The following is a 16,469-nucleotide window of genomic DNA, read 5'->3' as shown; positions in this document are numbered from 1 at the left end:
GCGCGGATACAACCGAATATCCGCCGTTTTACGGGCTAAATACGCGGTTAAACGGACGGGTAGGTGGTCGTGGGGGGATACCCGTTCGCCCGAATCAGTCGCGCTTGCCCGCGCCGACCGCCGACTCGCCGACCGGTTCGTGCCCCTCGATGGTCTCCAGACCGCCCATGTACGGTCGGAGCGCCTCCGGCACCTCGACGGTGCCGTCGTCGTTCTGGTAGTACTCCAGGATGGCGACGACGACGCGCGGGACGGCGAGGCCCGACCCGTTCAGCGTGTGGAGGTACTCCGCCGACTCGTGTCGCTCCGGGCGGTAGCGCAGGCCCGCGCGGCGCGCCTGGAAGTCCTCGAAGTTCGACACCGACGACACCTCCAGCCACCGGCCGCCCTCCTCGGGTCCGTCGTCCATATCGTCGCCGGGCGCCCACACCTCGATGTCGTACTTCTTCGCCTGCGTGAATCCGAGGTCGCCCGTGCACATCTCCAGGATGCGGTAGGGGAGTCCGAGGCGGCGGAGCACCTCCTCGGCGTCGTCCAGCAGTTCGTCGAAGCGCTCGTAGGACTCCTCCGGGCGGACGAAGTTGACCATCTCCACCTTGTTGAACTGGTGGACGCGGACGATTCCTCTGGTCTCGGTGCCGTGCTCGCCCGCCTCGCGCCGGAAGTTCGGCGTGTACGCCTGGTGTTTCACCGGCAGGTCGTCGTCGAGCAGAATCTCGTCGCGGTACATGTTCGTCACCGGCACCTCCGCGGTGGGGAGGAGCCACAGGTCCTCGTCGTCCCACTCCTCCTCGTTGGACTCGCCGATGCGGTAGGCGTCGTCGGTGAACTTCGGGAACTGGCCGGTGCCGACCATCGACCGCGAATTGACCGGAATCGGGGGGAAGACGTCGACGTAGCCCTGTTCGCGGTGGACGTCCATCATGAACTGAATGAGGGCGTGTTCGAGGCGCGCCCCGTCGCCCTTCGCGAAGTAGAAACCGCCGCCGGTCACCTTCGCGCCGCGCTCGAAGTCCAGGATGTCCAGGTCCTCGCCGATGTCGTAGTGGGGAGTCACCGAGTCGGGCAACGTGCGCAGGTCGTCGAACCCCTCGCGGCGGCGCTCGACGTTGTCGTCCTCGTCGTCGCCGACGGGCACGTCCTCGTGGGGAATCTGCGGGAGTTCGAGCAGTTTCTCCTCCAACTCGGCTTCGAGTTCGTCCGCGCGCGACTCCACCTCGCCCAACTCCGATTTCAACTCCTGGGAGCGCTCGATGGCCTCCTGTGCCTCCTCTTCTTTTCCCGCGGCCTTCAGGTCGCCTATCTTCGAGGACGTCTCGTTGCGCTCGTGCCGCAGGTCGTCGCCCTCCTGTTTCAGCGACCGCCACTCCTCGTCCACTTCGAGGACGCGGTCTAAGTCCACGTCCTCGATGCCCTTGTTCCGGAGCGCCTCCCGAACCGTCTCCGGGTTCTCGCGGAGGAACTGTCTGCTAATCATTGCGCAGTGCTACTGATGGACGCGCAAAAACCGTGTCGCATCCGTGGCACTCGGCGGGGGGCGCGGGCGACGGAGCGCCGATTCGGGTGGCCCGGATGCGCGACGACTGCCGAATCGTCCGCGCGGGCGGGACTGAAACGGGCCGCGGTGTCGACGACGGCGGCCGACGAAAGGACCGCAGGCGCGAACGAGCGGAGCGAAGTGAGCGACGAGGACCGCAGCGAGGCCCCCGAGTCGACATCGCGGGGGCTTTCGGGGTGTTCTCGTCTCCGAGCGCGGTTTCGGAACCGACTCGACAGCCGACCGATAGCCAGGAGCCGAACGCTTTTCATCGCGCGCGTCGGCCATCCGCCATGGCAATCGGCGACGTTTCGGCGGTGCCCGGCGCGGCGGACCTCTACTACGTCGACACCGGGATGTACGACACCGAGCGGTACGGCTCGGTGTACATCCTCGACGCCGAACGACCGGCGTTCGTCGACACCGGCATCGGGACGAACCGGGAGTTCCTCCTCGACGCCCTCGACGAACTCGACATCGCCCGCGAGGACGTGGCGTACGTCCTGCCGACGCACGTCCACCTCGACCACGCGGGCGGCGCGGGCTACCTCGCCAAGGCGTGCCCGAACGCGACGGTGCTGACACACGAAATCGGCGTTCCGCACCTCGTCGACCCCGAGCGGTTGGTGGAGGGGACGAAGGCCGCCGTCGGCCGGCAGTGGGAGTACTACGTCGAACCGAAACCCGTCCCCGAGGACCGCGTCGAACCGCTGAGCGACGGCGACGAAATCGACCTCGGCGACCGAACGCTGTCGGTGATCGAAGCGCCGGGGCACGCCCCCCATCAGACGATGTTCCTCGATTCGGCCGACGACGTGCTGTTCACCGGCGACGCGGCGGGCATCTACGTCCCGCAGAAAGGGGAAGTCAGGCAGACGTCTCCGCCCTCGCAGTTCGACTTGGAGAAGTGCCTGGCGGACGTGCGGACCATCGAGAACATCGAACCCGCGGTGCTCTGCTTCGGCCACTTCGGCCCCGCCGACTACGACGAGGCGCTGATGGAGTCGTACAAGCGGACGCTCGTGGAGTGGGTCGAGGCTATCCGGCAGAAGCGCGAGGAACTCGGCGACGACGACGCCGTCGTCGAACACTTCGCCGAACACACGCAGATGGCCGAGGTGTGGGGCGACCGGAAGGCGAGCGAGGAGGAGAAACTGAACGCGCGCGGCGTCCTCGGCTATCTGGACTATCAGGCGAAACAGAAGTAGAGCAGCCACCGCCGGCGACGAGCGCCCGCCCCGCGCCACGAAGGTATATTCTTTTAAATTGTGAACGAATACACTGTTGTATGAACTGGCGGGACTCCGAAGCGACCTTCGAGGACGAGGTCGTCGGCGACGGGACGCTGGCGCGGATGTTCGAGGACAGCGCGGCCCGGAACGCCGGCGAACCCGCTCAGCGGTACAAGGGCGGCATCTACGGCCGCTCGCTCGTGAACGCGGGCGTCGTTCCCGCGGCGCCGGACGGCGACTTCGCGACGCTGACGTACGGCGAGATGCGCGGAATCGTCCGGAACCTCGCCGCCGGCTTCCGGGAACTCGGCGTCGGGGACGGGACGCGCGTCGGGATGCTCTCGCACACCCGGATGGAGTGGGCGCAGTGCGACTTCGCCCTTCTCGCGGCCGGCGGCGTCGTCACCACCGTCTACACCTCCTCCTCGGAGCGGCAGGTGGAGTACCTCCTCTCGGACCCCGAGGCGTCGGGCGTCGTCGTAGAGAACGCCGACCTGCTCCGGCGCGTCCTCGCCGTCGAGGACGAACTCGACTTGGAGTTCATCGTCCTCCTCGACGACCCCGCGGACGGGAGCGGGATGGGCGGCGCCGTCCGCGACCGACCGGACGTCTACACGCTCGGCGAACTGCACGAGGCGGGCGCGGCGGCGTTCGACGAGGGGGCGTACGAGTCGTGGGTCGACGGGTCCGACCCGGACGACCTCGCCTCGCTCATCTACACCTCCGGGACGACGGGGCGGCCGAAGGGCGTGAAGCTCACCCACCGCAACTTCCGCTCGAACGTGAACCAGTGCTACAGGCGGTTCGGCCCCCGACCCGACAAGGACGACGACGTGCCGGTCATCTCGACGGGGTCGACGACGCTGTCGTTCCTGCCGCTGGCGCACGTCTTCGAGCGTCTCGCCGGCCACTTCATGATGTTCGCGGCGGGCGCCTGCGTCGCCTACGCGGAGAGCCCCGACACCCTCCGCGAGGACTTCCGACTCGTCGAACCGACGACGGGGACGAGCGTCCCGCGCGTCTACGAGAAACTGTACGACGCGATTCGGACGCAGGCGAGCGAGTCGGGGGCGAAAAAGCGCATCTTCGAGTGGGCCGTCGACGTCGGCCGGGAGTACCACGAGGCGGACGCGCCCGGCGTCCTCCTGACGGCGAAACACCGGGTGGCGGACCGACTCGTCTTCGAGCAGGTCCGGGAGGCGCTCGGCGGTCGCATCGACTTCTTCATCAGCGGCGGCGGCAGCCTCTCGCCGGAGCTGTGCGCGCTGTATCACGGGATGGGACTCCCCATCTTGGAGGGGTACGGCCTCACCGAGACGTCGCCCGTCATCACCGTCAACCCGCCCGAGGAGCCGAAGGTAGGAACCATCGGCCCGCCGGTGGTCGACGTCGACGTGAAACTGGACGACGCCGTCGTCGGCGACGTGACGGGCGCGGCGGGCGGCGAGGTGGGCGAACTGCTCGTGAAGGGACCGAACGTCACCGAGGGCTACTGGAACCGCCCGGAGGAGACCGAGGCCGCGTTCGAGGAGGGGTGGTTCCGCACGGGCGACGTGGTGGAGCTCCGGCCGGACGGCTACGTCGCCTTCCGCGAACGCGCCAAGCAGATTCTCGTGCTCTCGACGGGCAAGAACGTCGCTCCCGGCCCCATCGAGGACGCCTTCGCCTCCAGCGACGTCGTCGAGCAGTGCATGGTGCTCGGCGACGGCCGCAAGTTCGTCTCGGCGCTCGTCGTGCCGAACGTCGAGGGCGTCCGCGAGTGGGCCGCCCGCGAGGGGTACGACCTACCGGACGACCTGCGCTCGCTGTGCCGGGACGACCGGGTCCGCGACCGGACTCAATCGGAGGTCGACGCGGTGAACGAGCGCTTCGAGCCCTACGAACGCATCAAGCAGTTCCGGCTGGTGCCCGAGGAGTTCACCGAGCACAACGACCTGATGACGCCGACGATGAAGAAGAAGCGCCGCAACATCCTCGACCGCTACGCCGATCAGATCGAGATGCTCTACGACGCGGACGCCGCCGCGGGGGGCGACCGCTGACGCCCGTCCCCACCCGCCTCCGCTTCCCGCCATTTCCCGCGCGCTCGTTCGGGTTTTACCCGGAAAAGAGAGTCGCGAATCTGTGCTTTTATGCGCGTCCGTTACTTTCACCGACGTACATGGAGGAGTCATAGTGGCCGCGGGTTCTAATCTCATCTACATCGTCGCGGCCATCATCGGCATCGGCGTCGTCTCGCAGATTCTCTCCGACCGCTTCCAGATCCCGAGCGTGCTCTTTCTCATCGCGTCGGGCATCGTGCTCGGACCGGAGGTGCTCGGCGTCGTCAACCCCGACTCCTTCGGCGGCGGTCTCTCGGCCATCGTCGGCCTCTCGGTCGCCATCATCGTCTTCGAGGGGGCCTTTCACCTGCGCATCCAGAAGCTCAGGGAGGCGCCCGCGGCGACAATTCGCGTCATCACCGTCGGCGCGATGATAGCGCTCCTCGGGACGGCCGCGGCGATACACTTCCTCCTCGGGTCGCCGTGGCCCGTGTCGTTCCTCATCGGCGCGTTGCTCGTCGCCACGGGACCGACGGTCATCGCCCCCATCCTCGAGGTCGTCCCGGCGCGGGACCGCGTCGAGGCGCTGTTGGAGACGGAGGGTATCGTCAACGACGTGACGGCGGCCATCCTCGCCGTCGTCATCTTCGAGACCATCGTCGCGGACGTCACCGAACCGGGGGCGGTCCTCACGCTGTTCGCCGAACGCCTCGGCATCGGCGTCGTCGTCGGCGCCGTCGTCGCCGCGGCGATGGTCTACGGGCTCCGGTACGTGGATCTCTCGCCCGGCAACGCCCCGCAGAACGCGCGTCTGCTCGTCCTCGCGGGGGCGCTCGTCGCCTACGGCGCCGCCGACTTCATCGCCACCGAGGCGGGCATCGCCGCCGTCGCCACGGCCGGCGTCCTCCTCGGCAACGCCGACATCCCCTACGAGGAGGACATCTCGGCGTTCAAGGGCGACGTGACGCTCATCGTCCTCTCGTTCGTCTTCATCGCCTTGGCGGCGCTGTTGGACTTCGAGACGCTCGTCCGACTGGGCCTCGGCGGCCTCGGCGTCGTCGCCGTCGTCGCCCTCGTGCTCCGGCCCCTCCTCATGTTCCTGTCGACGCGGGGCGACCGGTTCACGACGGGCGAGAAGTGGTTCATGAGCCTCGTCGGCCCGCGGGGTATCATCCCCGCGTCCGTGGCGACGCTGTTCGCCATCCAACTGCGGGCGGAAGGCCTGACGCAGGCCGCCGACACCCTCGTCGGCACCGTCTTCCTCGTCATCCTCGTGACCGTCGTCTTCGAGGGCGGCCTCGCGAGACAGATAGCGGAATACCTCGACGTCATCCCAATGCGTGTACTCATCGTCGGAGGCGGTAAGGTGGGCCGGACGCTCGCCGAACGCCTCGAAGACCGCGGAGAGAACGTAGTGCTCATCGAACACGACCCGGACATCATCCAGATCGCGCGCAACGCGGGCCACACCGTCCATCAGGGGGACGGCACCGACACCGACGTGTTGCGCTCGGCGGGGGCGGGCAACGCGAAGATAGTCGTCGCCGCCACCGGCGACGACGACGTGAACCTCCTGGTCGCCCAACTGGCGAACTCGAAGTTCGACCCCGAGACCATCATCGCCCGGGCGAACAACCCGAACAACGTCGACGCCTTCGAGGAACTCGGCGTGCGCACCATCTCGTCGGTGCTGGCGACGGCCCACGCCATCGACAACTACATCGAGCGGCCCGCGCTGATGAACTGGATGAGCGAGATAGGCCGCTCGGGCGACGTCCAGGAGATAGAGGTCACCTCCGAGGAGATAGTCGGGCGGACCGTCCGCGACATCGGTCCGGAACTCCCGGACGGCTGTCTCATCGCGCTGGTCGCCCGCGACGGGGAGACGAGCGTTCCGAGCGCCGACTACACCGTCCAGCGCGGCGACCGGATAACCGTCATCGGCGGTCACGACGCCGTCCGCGAGGCGATGGCGTTCGTCCACCCCGACGCCTGAACGAGAAGAACGAGAGAGAACGCGCCTCAGTCGTCCGACCGGGCGGCGGCCGCACCCGCCGCCCCCAGTCCGAGCGCACCGGCGAGGAAGCCGAACCCCGGAATCGCCGACCCCGAACCCGACCCCGACCCGGTCGAACCGGGCGTCTCGATGCTGCTGCTGCCCACCTCTTCGAGTTGCAGGCCGACGTACCCGCCGCCGCAGGACGACTGTTGGTTCACCACGAACAGTTTCCCGGGTTGGATGGAGTTCTGCGTCACCGCGAACAGCACGATGGACTCGGACTGGTGGTTGTCGTTGTAGGTGTCTATCATCTCGGCGTCGTAGCCCGTCACGCTGTCCTCGCTCTCGACGAACCCGCAACTGCCGACGCCCTGGCTGTCGGCGTCCCGGTTGTACCCCGACACCTGAACGAACAGACCGGTGTAATCGGAGTTGCCGAACGTCGGCGCCGTATTCTGTACCGCCGCGGACGGCGTCGCGGCCTCCTCGTCGTCGCCCGACTGGGCCGCCGCCGAGTCGGCGAAGGCGGGCGTCAGCGCCGCCGTCCCGGCCGCCGCGGTGCCGGCGAGGAGGCGGCGACGGCTGAGCGTTCGGTCGCTGTCGACGTCACGTGAGCAGTCGCTGTTCATGGACGTGTCGGTCACCGGACGGGAGCTCAAAAAGCGTCGTGGCCGTCCGGGCGTCCGAGAGTCGAACCGCGAGTCACCGACTACCGGCTGAACTCGGTGGCGGCGTCCTGCCACTTTTTACCGACTCGCGACGCTCGTCCGCAAAAGCTGGACCAAAAACTCGGAGTCAGGTCGCCGACTACCGGCTGAACTCGATGGCCGCGCCCTGTCCGAACCCGACGCACAGCGTGGCGAGTCCGCGCTCCTCGTCGCGCTTTATCATCTCGTGGATGAGCGTCACGGGCAGGCGGGCGCCCGAGGCGCCGAGGGGATGGCCGAGGGCGATGGCGCCGCCGTTGACGTTGTACTTCTCGGGGTCGACGCCGAGTTCGTCGCGCGCGTAGACGCACTGACTGGCGAACGCCTCGTTCAGTTCGACGAGACCGTAGTCCTCGACGTCCCGACCGTTGCGTTCGAGGAGGTTTCGCGTCGCCGGGACGGGACCGATACCCATCACCGTCGGGTCGACGCCGGCGACGGCGTTGGCGCCCGTTTCGGCGAGGATATCCAAGTCGTGCTCCTCGGCGAACTCGCGGGAAGTGACGAGGACGGCCGCCGCGCCGTCGGTTATCTGCGAGGAGTTACCGGCCGTGACGGTTCCGTCGCCGGTGAACGCGGGGTCGAGACCCGCCAGCGCCTCCGCGGAGGTGTCCCGGCGGATGCCCTCGTCGTCGGTGACGACGCCGTCGTCCGTCTCGACGGGCACGATTTCGTCGTCGAAGCGGCCCGAGTCGGCGGCCTCGGCGGCGCGTTCGTGGCTCCGCGCGGCGTACTCGTCCTGCTGTTCGCGCGAGACGCCGTACTCCTCGGCCACCTTCTCCGCGGTCATCCCCATCTGGAGTTGGAAGACGTTGTACTTCTCGGACAGTTCGGGGTGGAGGTGCTCGTAGGAGTCGCCGTCCATCGGCACGCGACTCATGCTCTCGACGCCGCCCGCGAGGACGCAGTCGCGGTTGCCCGCGGCGATGGCGTCGGAGGCGGAGATGACGGCCTGCATCGAGGAGGCGCACCAGCGGTTGATGCTCGTCGCGGGCGTCCCCTCGCCGAGTTCGGAGAGGAGGGCGATGACGCGGGCGACGTTGTTGTCCTGTTCGCCGCGTTGCTGGGCGACGCCCCACATCAGGTCGTCCACGTCCTCGCCGTCGAGGCCCGTCTCCTCCAGAATGTGGTCGATGAGCGTCACGGAGAGGTCCTCACTGCGGACGTCCTCGAAGACGCCGCCGGCCTTGCCGAACGGGGTGCGGTGCGCGGCCGCGATGACTGGCTGAGGCATGGTCGTTCCTCGGGCGTCCGTGGTGATAAATGGGGCAGAACTCGGAGACACGGGCGCGGAGTTTCACGGCCGGCGGGGCGTCCGGTTACGGGTCGGGGTTCCGGGTTCAGGGGTCGACGCCGGAGGGGTCCGGCCGCCGGAGGGGGTCGGGGAGGTCAGACCGGACGTCGACGTCCCGGAGGATGGCGGGCGCGCCGTGGGCGCGGGCGACCCGTTCGTCGACGACGACCGGACCGAGCGAGGAGAGGAAGGCGCCGAACTCCCGGCGACCCGTCCGGAGCAGTTCCGAGCAGGAGACGAGTCCGGAGCCGACGTGGACGGCTATCGGAAACGGCCGGACGCACCGCTCCCACTCCAGCGCCGCCCCCGTTGCGCCGACCGCCTGCGAGAGGAGGTGTTCGAGGAGCGGGGTCGACAGCCACGGCATGTCGCAGGGTGCGGCGAGGGCGTACGCCCCGTTCGCGTGTCTGAGCGCGGTTCGGAGGCCGAACAGCGGTCCGCGGTCGCGGATGGGGTCGAACGCGAGCACCAGCGGAACCGAGAGGTCACCGACGGCCTCGGTCAGGTCGTCCGCCTGTTCGGAGCGGCAGTTGACGACCAGTTCGTCCACCACGGGAGCGAGCGCGGACGCGACGTGGCGCACGAGCGGTTCGCCGTCGAGGGGTGCGAGCGCCTTGTCGCCGCCCTCGAACCGGGTCGAGCGCCCGCCGGCGAGGATCACCCCCGTCCGGCGGACGTCAGCGGTCATCCGTCGGTCGCCGGGACGGACCGCGGAGGGCCATCAGTCGCTCGCCTCCGCGACGGCGGAGGGTTCGGGGCGGGGGGCCGAGGGGTGGCGCAGTCGGACCGCGCACTGCTTGACGTTCGCCTCCTTCGAGTGCGGGTCGACGGCGTCGACGGTGAGGCGGTTCGTCTCCGGGTGGTGGATGGAGCACCACAGCAGACCGGCGGGCACCGTCTCGTCGGTCTCGACGACCGCCGGCACGGTACCGCGGCGGGTGTCCAGCAGGGTGCGTCGCTCGGGCGCCTCGCCGTCCGGGCCGTCGGCGTCGGCACCGGCGTCCGCACCGTCGCCCTCGGTCCCGCCGGCGTCCGCGTCGACGGCGAGGGCGTCGGCGTGCGCCTCCAGCGTCTCCGGGGCGGCCCGGACGACGAGCGGTTCGGGGTCGCCGCCGCGGGAGCGGACGCCCGTGTTGTAGCCGTCCTCCTCGCGGCCCGTCGTGAGGACGAGGTCGTACGCGTCGTCCGGTTCCTCGGGGAGCGCCGGGGCGTCGAAGGCGGGGGCCGAGACGCGCGCCAGCCCCGAGGGCGTCTCGAACGACCACGAGCCGTCGTCGTTCAGGTAGCGGTAGGCGGTGCTGTCCGTCGGTCCCTTCGCGGGCCAGCGGACGGCGTACTCCGCGTCGAGGCGGTCGTAGGTGATGCCCGCGCAGTCGGCCTTCGTGCCGGCGGTGAGCCGTCGGAACTCGTCGAATACGGTCGAAGGATCCGCGGGCGGCGAGGGCAGGAGGCCGGGGACGACGCGGCGCGCCACGTCGCAGATGATGTCGAGGTCGGTGTGGACCCCGGTCGGCGGGTCGGTGGCCGCGCGGACGCGCGAGACGGTCCGCTCCATGTTCATCGCCGTCCCCTCCGTCTCGCCCCACGTCGCCGCCGGCAGCACCACGTCGGCGTGCTCGGCGGTCTCGGTTCGGAAGGCGTCCTGCACGACGAGGAACGTCTCCTCCAAGGCGTCACGGACGGCCTCGGCGTTCGGGTAGCCCGCGGCGGGGTTGGTCGCTATCGTCCACAGCACCGTCGGGTCCGAGCGGAGGATGTCGACGGGGCCGGGACCGGGGTCGTCGGGCAGTCGCTCGACCGGCACGTCCCACTCGTCGGCGACGTGCGCGCGCTCTTCGGGGTCGTCGAAGGCGCGGTGACCGGGCCAGGACCCCTTCGAGGAGCAGACGCGGGTGCCCATCGAGTTCGCCTGTCCGGTCAGGGAGAACGGCCCGGACCCGGGGCCGAGATTGCCGGAGGCGAGACAGAGGTCGACCAACGCGCCGGCGGTGGCGCTCCCGCGGACGCTCTGGTTGACCCCCATTCCCCAGTAGACGAGCGTCTTCGACTCGAATGCGGTCGCCAGTCGCTCGACCGTCTCGACGGAGACGCCCGCGGCCTCGGCGGCGTCCTCGACGGTCGGCAGCGACCCGCGGAGCGAGTCGAAGCCGACGACGTTCTCCGAGAGGAACGTCTCGTCCACCCGGTCGGTGTCGACGAGGCGGCGGAGCACCGCCCGCGCGAGGGCGAGGTCGCCGCCGGGGTCGAGGCTGACGTGTTCGTCGGCCAGCGCCACCGACTTCGTCTCGACGGGGTCGACGACGACGAGGTCGCCGTCCTGCGCGCTGTCGGTTATCCAGCGGAACATCACGGGGTGGGCGACGGCCGGGTTCGCCCCCCAGACGACGTGCGACTCCGCCTCGGGGATGTCGTCGTACGACGGCGGCGGGGCGTCGCTGCCGAACGCGCGGTAGTAGGCGGTGACGGCCGACGCCATACACAGCGTCGTGTTCGCGTCGTACATCCGCGTGCCGAGTCCGCCGCGCGCGAGTTTCCCGAGGGCGTACGCCGCCTCGTTCGTCTGCTGGCCGCTTCCCAGTACGGCCACCTCGTCGGGGTCCTCCGCGGCGGCGTCGGAGACGGCGCTCGCGACGAGACACATGGCGTTCTCCCACGTCGTCGGCACGAGTTCGTCGTCGCGGCGGACCAGCGGTCGCGTGAGCCACTCTCCCTCCGGCTCCGCGGACTCGCGGATGCCCCGGCCGCACGCGAGACCCTGCGAGACCGGGTGAGCGGGGTCGCCGGTGACGCGTTCGATTCCCGTCCCCGACTCGACCTCGCGGTGGACGTGCCCGCACCCGACCGCACAGCGCATGCACGTCGTCGAGACCTGTCTAGCCACGGACGCCACCTCCCCCGCCGAGAGTAGACGATTCGCCACCGAAAGAGCGGGTTTGCCGACCGCTCGAAATCCGAATCACGATGATTTGTGAAATACCCCGGCACTTAGAGCTAATCGTTGAACAGATAAGCCTAGAATTGATACTACGGATGAGCATCAAACACCTAATACAATAATAGGTGTCCGTTCGTCTACTCCGGGTCCGGTTCGGGGACTCCGGCCGCGCCGTCGGCGGTATTCGACGGTCTTATGCCGTCCGGACGGTAACGTTGTTGGGATGAGTGACCCGGCTCTCGAGGTGGTCGAGTTCCTCCTCACGGCGAATCTGTACACCGAAAACCGTGAGTTAGACGAGAACGACCTCCCGCCGCGGTATCGCCGCGTCTTTTGGACGGACCCGCCGGACGACGACGACGAGGACGACAGCGACGAGACGGCCCCCATCGGCATCGAACGCCCCCTGGTGGTGACGGAGAGCATCGCCCGCAAAGCGACCGGCGTCGAACGCCCCTGGGAAGCGGTCTCGGACCTCATGTTCACCCAGCGTGAGGAGTTCTCCGGACGCATCTCGCTGACGCAACCGGAGATGGCCGTCGACTGGTATCTCGAACGCGCCGACCGCGAGCGGTTGTCGACGAATCCGACCATCGCCGCCACCGTCGAGGACCGCGACGAGGTGGACGTGACCCACGCGGAGGCGCGCGAGCAGACCCGCTCCATCCAGGCCGACCGCGTCTGGATCGACAGCCTCCTCGACCAGTACTTCGACGAGGAGGAGGACGCGGAGATGCTGGACCTCGTGCAGGTCCGCGCGCCCGAGGAGATAGAGATGACCCTCTCGGACCTCGTGCTGACGCGCGACCAGGAGGGGGAGATTCAGAAACTGATGAAGGCCATCGAGCACCGCGAGTACCTCGCGGACATCGGCCTCCGCGAAATCGGGAAGATACTGTTCGTCGGCCCGCCGGGAACCGGGAAGACGACCGTCTCCCGCGCTCTCGCACACGAACTCGGTCTCCCGTTCGTCGAGGTGAAACTGTCGATGATAACCAGCCAGTACCTCGGCGAGACCGCCAAGAACGTCGAGAAGACGTTCGAGGTGGCCAAACGGCTCTCCCCCTGCATCCTCTTCATCGACGAGTTCGACTCGGTGGCGAAGACCCGCCGGTCCGACGAGCACGCCGCCCTCAAGCGCGCCGTCAACACGCTGCTGAAGAGCATCGACGACATCTCGCTCATCCGCGACGAGGTCATCCTCATCGGGGCGACGAACCACCCCGACCAACTCGACGCGGCGGCGTGGCGGCGCTTCGACGAAATCGTCAACTTCCCCAAGCCGGACCGCCAGATGCGCGCGGACATCCTCCGCATCATCACGAAGCGGATGGACGTGGCGGAGTTCGACCCCGACTCCGTCGCGGAGCGAACCGAGGGACTGACCGGGTCGGACCTCCGCATGGTCCTCCGCGAGGCCGTGCTGGAGGCTCTCACCGAAGAGCGGATGTCGCTCACGCAGGAGGATATCCTCGACGCCGTCGAGGACTTCGAGGAACGGGACAACCTCAAGAACATGGACATGATGTCCGACGGCGAGCAGTTGGTGGCGGGCGACGGCGGCGGGAGCGGCGACGGCCACTCCAACGACCACGGGCACTCCCACGACGACTGAGCGCGCCGCGTCGCCGTTCCGCGGTCTCGGCATTTTCTCCTTCGCCTTCGACTACGCTTATCACCCCGCCGTCCCCTACACCCGACGATGCGCGTCACCCTCCTCGGAACGGGCGACACCACGGGCACGCCGACCGTCGGGTGCGACTGCGACACCTGCCGCGAGGCGCGCGCCCGCGGCGTCGAGCGGTCGCGCTTCTCGGTCCACGTCGAGAACACGCGGACCGGCGAGTCGCTGCTCGTCGACTTCAGCCCCGACTTCCGCCAGCAGTTCCTGACGCACGACGTCCCCCTCCCCGACGCGGGCCTCGTCAGCCACATCCACTTCGACCACGTCGACGGCCTCGGGAACGCCTACCGGGTGTTCGACGACCTGCCGGTCCACGCGGCCGACGAGGTGGACCCGAAGACGGGGCAGAGCGTCGCGGACACCGTCTCGCAGAAGTACGACTACCTCGACCGCATCACGGTGCGCGAGCAGACTCCCTTCGAGTCCTTCCGAACGTGCGGGCTGGACGTGACGCTCGTCCCCGTCGACCACCCGCCCCTCATCTGCTTCGGGCTGACGGTCGAGGACCCCGAGACGGGCGCGAAACTCTCGCTGTCGGGCGATACGAGCTACGGCGTCCCCGAGGAATCGAGGGAGGCGCTCGCGGACCCGGACCTCTTCTTGGCCGACGCCATCGTCCCGGCGTCGCTCTGCGAGCACCATCCGCTCGGCGGCAAGCACCACGACGCCGACGGCGTCCCGCGCACGTTCGGCACGAAGCACATGACGCGGGAGGGGGCCCTGGACCTCGCCGCGGACGTGAACGCCGAGCAGACCCGACTCGTCCACACCGCGCACTTCTATCCGGTCGAGGAGGCGTTCGAGGAACCGCTGGCGCTCGACGGCGAGCAGTACGAGCTCTGAGTCCCGTGGAGACGCCGCCCGGACTCCCGTACGCCGTCGGCAGCGCCCTCGTCGGCGGCGTCGTCTACGCGGCCGTCTCGGTGGTTCTGACGGGGCGCGTCGACTTCGTCGGCGGCGCCGTCTTCGTCGTCTTCCTCGGGTTCGTCGTGACCGTCGGCCTCGTCCACGCCGACCGGGGGGAGCGCGGAGGCGGGGACGGAAACGAAGAGTGAGCGCGGGTCGCGGTTACAGGAACCGGTCCAGCCCGCTCTGCCGGCGCGCGACGCCCGCGGGGTCTCCGACCCACGGGGTCCGGTCGTCCCGGAGCGTCGCGGCGTCGACGGCGGGCGGGTCGCCCGCCTCGAACGCCGGGCAGTCGCCGCCGCATTCGCGGCCGGGGTCGACCACGCGGCCGAAGTGCGCGCAGTAGGGGCGGCCGTCGTCGGTCGCCCGCACGTTCGCGCACGGGGGGAACTCGTACGTCCGCCAGCCCTTGCCGTAGGTGCGCTCCGCGACGCGGAGTCGCGCGAGTCGCTTCTCCGCTTCGGAGACGACGGTCACGTCGGTCCGGAGGGGGCGTTCGGCGACGAGTTCGACGCCCGGCGCGGTGGGGTCGAGCGGCGTCGGTTCTCGGACGACGGTTCGCTCGCCCGTCGTCGGGTCGAACCGCCAGACGCCGACAGCCTCGGGGATACGGTTGAGGTGCGCGCGGGTGACGTGACTCTCCGTGGCCAACACCACCTCGTCGAACAGGCCGAGCGAGACGTCCGTTCGGAGTTGGCGTTCGAGGTCGCCGGGGGCGTCCAGGTCGGGTTTGTTCTCGACGCCGACGAGCGACGCGAACCAGTCCTCGGGGTAGCGCGTCGTTCGACGGACGTACTCGCGGCCGCCGCGGATTTCGGACTCGAAGAAGCCCGCCTCGACGGCGGCGTCGACCGTCTCCCTGGCCGTCTCGCGGTGGCAGTCGAACGCGTCGCGCCAGAACACCGCCTCGCCGACGCCGACGTCGCTCGTGATAGCCCGAACCGGAACGGTCTGCTCGGAGACGGCCGCCCGGTCGTCGAACGCCGGGCCGGGGACGAGTCCGCAGACGTCGACGACGCGGCGGGCGGGCGCGGCGACGGCGGCGCCGAGTTGCCGACCGAGCACCCAGTCGGTCGCCTCTTCGAGGTGCGAGCAGAGGGCGAGTTCGAAGGCGAACTCCCGCGGTCGGTCGGGGTCGGCGTGCACGTACGGGACTGTGGGCGCGGCGCGGGCAAAAGCGGCTCGCACTCCTATATCAAATCAGATAATTCATGGAAAAGGTACTTTATCGCCGGCGGATGAGATTCGCCGTGGAAGGGAACACAGAACCGGGCACGGAAGCGAACGAAGCGAACCGACAGGCGCGCGACCAGGCGGGGACGACCCACCGGCGGCGCGCGTTCCTCGGCCTCGCGGCCGCGGCGGGGACGGCGGCGCTCGCCGGGTGTAGCGGCGCCTCGGGGACCGTCAGCGCGGCGCGGCGGCCGCCGACCGTCCCGGAGGGCCGCCTCTCCGAGGGCGGATGGGAACAGGTGGACGACGTGACGCAGGACCCGGCGTTCGAGCAGGACGCCGGGCCGGTGACGGTGACGGCGTCGACGCGGACGCTCCTGTACGAGGACGCCGACCTGCGGGCCGAAATCGAGGAGAAGACGCTCGGGCAGGCGTCCGGGCAGTTCGCCACGTTCTTCGCCTCGCGGGTGACGTTCGACCCCGACCTGACGAGTCTGCCCGCCGGCGCCGGGCGGAAGGAACTGCTCGGGCAGGTGGAGTCGCAGTCGCGGGCGCAGTTCGAGGCGCGCCTGAAGGAGGCCGGCCTCGCGCCGGTCGAACGGGTCGGGACGGGGACGTTCGAGGTGGCCTCGGGCGCGTCGGCCCGCCTGACGGAGTACGAGGCGACGTACGCCTTCGAGGGCTTCGGCGTCGACGTGGGCGAGGAACCCATCACCATCGAGGGCGGCGAGATACCCGTCGCCGGCCACCTCGCGGCGTGGATAGCCGACGAGTCGGTGCTCGTCGCCGGCGGCGCCTACCCGGCGGCGAACTTCGCGCGCGAGGTGACCGAGTCGCCCTCGGCGGCCATCGACCTCAGCGTGGACATCGACCTCGGGTTGACGCCCGAGGCGTACCGAGAGGAACTGTTCGGCCTGATGCGCCGCGTCGAGTAGCGGCGAGCGGTCGGGGAGCGAAAGA

At 69.3% G+C, this 16,469-nt stretch carries 13 protein-coding genes; 7 read left to right on the top strand and 6 right to left on the bottom strand.

Annotated elements, in window-relative coordinates; all coding sequences use genetic code 11:
* Positions 1 to 94 precede the first annotated feature (94 nt).
* Positions 95 to 1,477 (bottom strand): serine--tRNA ligase, encoded by a 1,383-nt coding sequence (serS, locus tag NDI79_RS07400; protein WP_310927840.1) that lies wholly within the window; start codon positions 1,475 to 1,477, stop codon positions 95 to 97.
* Between the two features lie 353 nt (positions 1,478 to 1,830).
* On the opposite strand from serS, the gene NDI79_RS07395 reads away from it, so the two are divergent.
* From NDI79_RS07395 to NDI79_RS07385, 3 genes are all read left to right on the top strand, one after another.
* Positions 1,831 to 2,745 (top strand): MBL fold metallo-hydrolase, encoded by a 915-nt coding sequence (locus NDI79_RS07395; protein ID WP_310927839.1) that lies wholly within the window; start codon positions 1,831 to 1,833, stop codon positions 2,743 to 2,745.
* A gap of 80 nt (positions 2,746 to 2,825) precedes the next feature.
* Positions 2,826 to 4,811, top strand: coding sequence for an AMP-dependent synthetase/ligase (locus NDI79_RS07390; RefSeq protein ID WP_310927838.1), 1,986 nt, complete (start codon positions 2,826 to 2,828; stop codon positions 4,809 to 4,811).
* A 133-nt stretch (positions 4,812 to 4,944) separates the two neighbouring features.
* On the top strand, positions 4,945 to 6,807 hold the full coding sequence (locus NDI79_RS07385; protein WP_310927837.1) for a cation:proton antiporter domain-containing protein: 1,863 nt from the start codon (positions 4,945 to 4,947) through the stop codon (positions 6,805 to 6,807).
* A gap of 26 nt (positions 6,808 to 6,833) precedes the next feature.
* Here NDI79_RS07385 and NDI79_RS07380 read toward each other — a convergent pair whose 3' ends face one another.
* From NDI79_RS07380 to nasA, 4 genes are all read right to left on the bottom strand, one after another.
* The gene (locus NDI79_RS07380) at positions 6,834 to 7,439 is read right to left on the bottom strand and encodes a hypothetical protein (protein WP_310927836.1); all 606 of its coding nucleotides are present in this window, start codon (positions 7,437 to 7,439) and stop codon (positions 6,834 to 6,836) included.
* A 178-nt stretch (positions 7,440 to 7,617) separates the two neighbouring features.
* Positions 7,618 to 8,751: a thiolase family protein gene (locus tag NDI79_RS07375; RefSeq protein WP_310927835.1), complete on the bottom strand. Its 1,134-nt coding sequence runs from the start codon at positions 8,749 to 8,751 to the stop codon at positions 7,618 to 7,620.
* A gap of 106 nt (positions 8,752 to 8,857) precedes the next feature.
* A complete protein-coding gene (locus NDI79_RS07370; protein ID WP_310927834.1) occupies positions 8,858 to 9,499 on the bottom strand; it encodes a molybdenum cofactor guanylyltransferase in 642 nt (213 codons plus the stop codon).
* Between the two features lie 33 nt (positions 9,500 to 9,532).
* Positions 9,533 to 11,692: an assimilatory nitrate reductase NasA gene (nasA, locus tag NDI79_RS07365; RefSeq protein ID WP_310927833.1), complete on the bottom strand. Its 2,160-nt coding sequence runs from the start codon at positions 11,690 to 11,692 to the stop codon at positions 9,533 to 9,535.
* Positions 11,693 to 11,969: 277 nt separating this feature from the next.
* Here nasA and NDI79_RS07360 point away from each other — a divergent pair, with 277 nt between their 5' ends.
* The 3 genes from NDI79_RS07360 to NDI79_RS07350 all read left to right on the top strand — a co-directional run bounded on the left by NDI79_RS07360 (position 11,970) and on the right by NDI79_RS07350 (position 14,485).
* Positions 11,970 to 13,361, top strand: a complete 1,392-nt coding sequence (locus NDI79_RS07360) for an ATP-binding protein (protein WP_310927832.1) — start codon at positions 11,970 to 11,972, stop codon at positions 13,359 to 13,361.
* Between the two features lie 87 nt (positions 13,362 to 13,448).
* Complete coding sequence (locus NDI79_RS07355; RefSeq protein WP_310927831.1) at positions 13,449 to 14,273, top strand: MBL fold metallo-hydrolase; 825 nt, start codon at positions 13,449 to 13,451, stop codon at positions 14,271 to 14,273.
* A gap of 5 nt (positions 14,274 to 14,278) precedes the next feature.
* Positions 14,279 to 14,485, top strand: coding sequence for a hypothetical protein (locus NDI79_RS07350; RefSeq protein WP_310927830.1), 207 nt, complete (start codon positions 14,279 to 14,281; stop codon positions 14,483 to 14,485).
* 13 nt (positions 14,486 to 14,498) lie between these two features.
* Here the strand turns inward: NDI79_RS07350 and NDI79_RS07345 are convergent, their stop codons facing one another.
* The gene (locus NDI79_RS07345; protein WP_310927829.1) at positions 14,499 to 15,482 is read right to left on the bottom strand and encodes a DUF5787 family protein; all 984 of its coding nucleotides are present in this window, start codon (positions 15,480 to 15,482) and stop codon (positions 14,499 to 14,501) included.
* 104 nt (positions 15,483 to 15,586) lie between these two features.
* Here NDI79_RS07345 and NDI79_RS07340 point away from each other — a divergent pair, with 104 nt between their 5' ends.
* Entirely contained in the window at positions 15,587 to 16,444 is an 858-nt protein-coding gene (locus tag NDI79_RS07340; protein WP_310927828.1) for a DUF6517 family protein, read from the top strand.
* Positions 16,445 to 16,469 lie beyond the last annotated feature (25 nt).

The sequence above is a fragment of the Halogeometricum sp. S3BR5-2 genome, from assembly GCF_031624635.1.
Taxonomy (GTDB): Archaea; Halobacteriota; Halobacteria; order Halobacteriales; family Haloferacaceae; genus Halogeometricum; species Halogeometricum luteum.
This window is presented reverse-complemented; position numbering and strand designations above follow the sequence as displayed.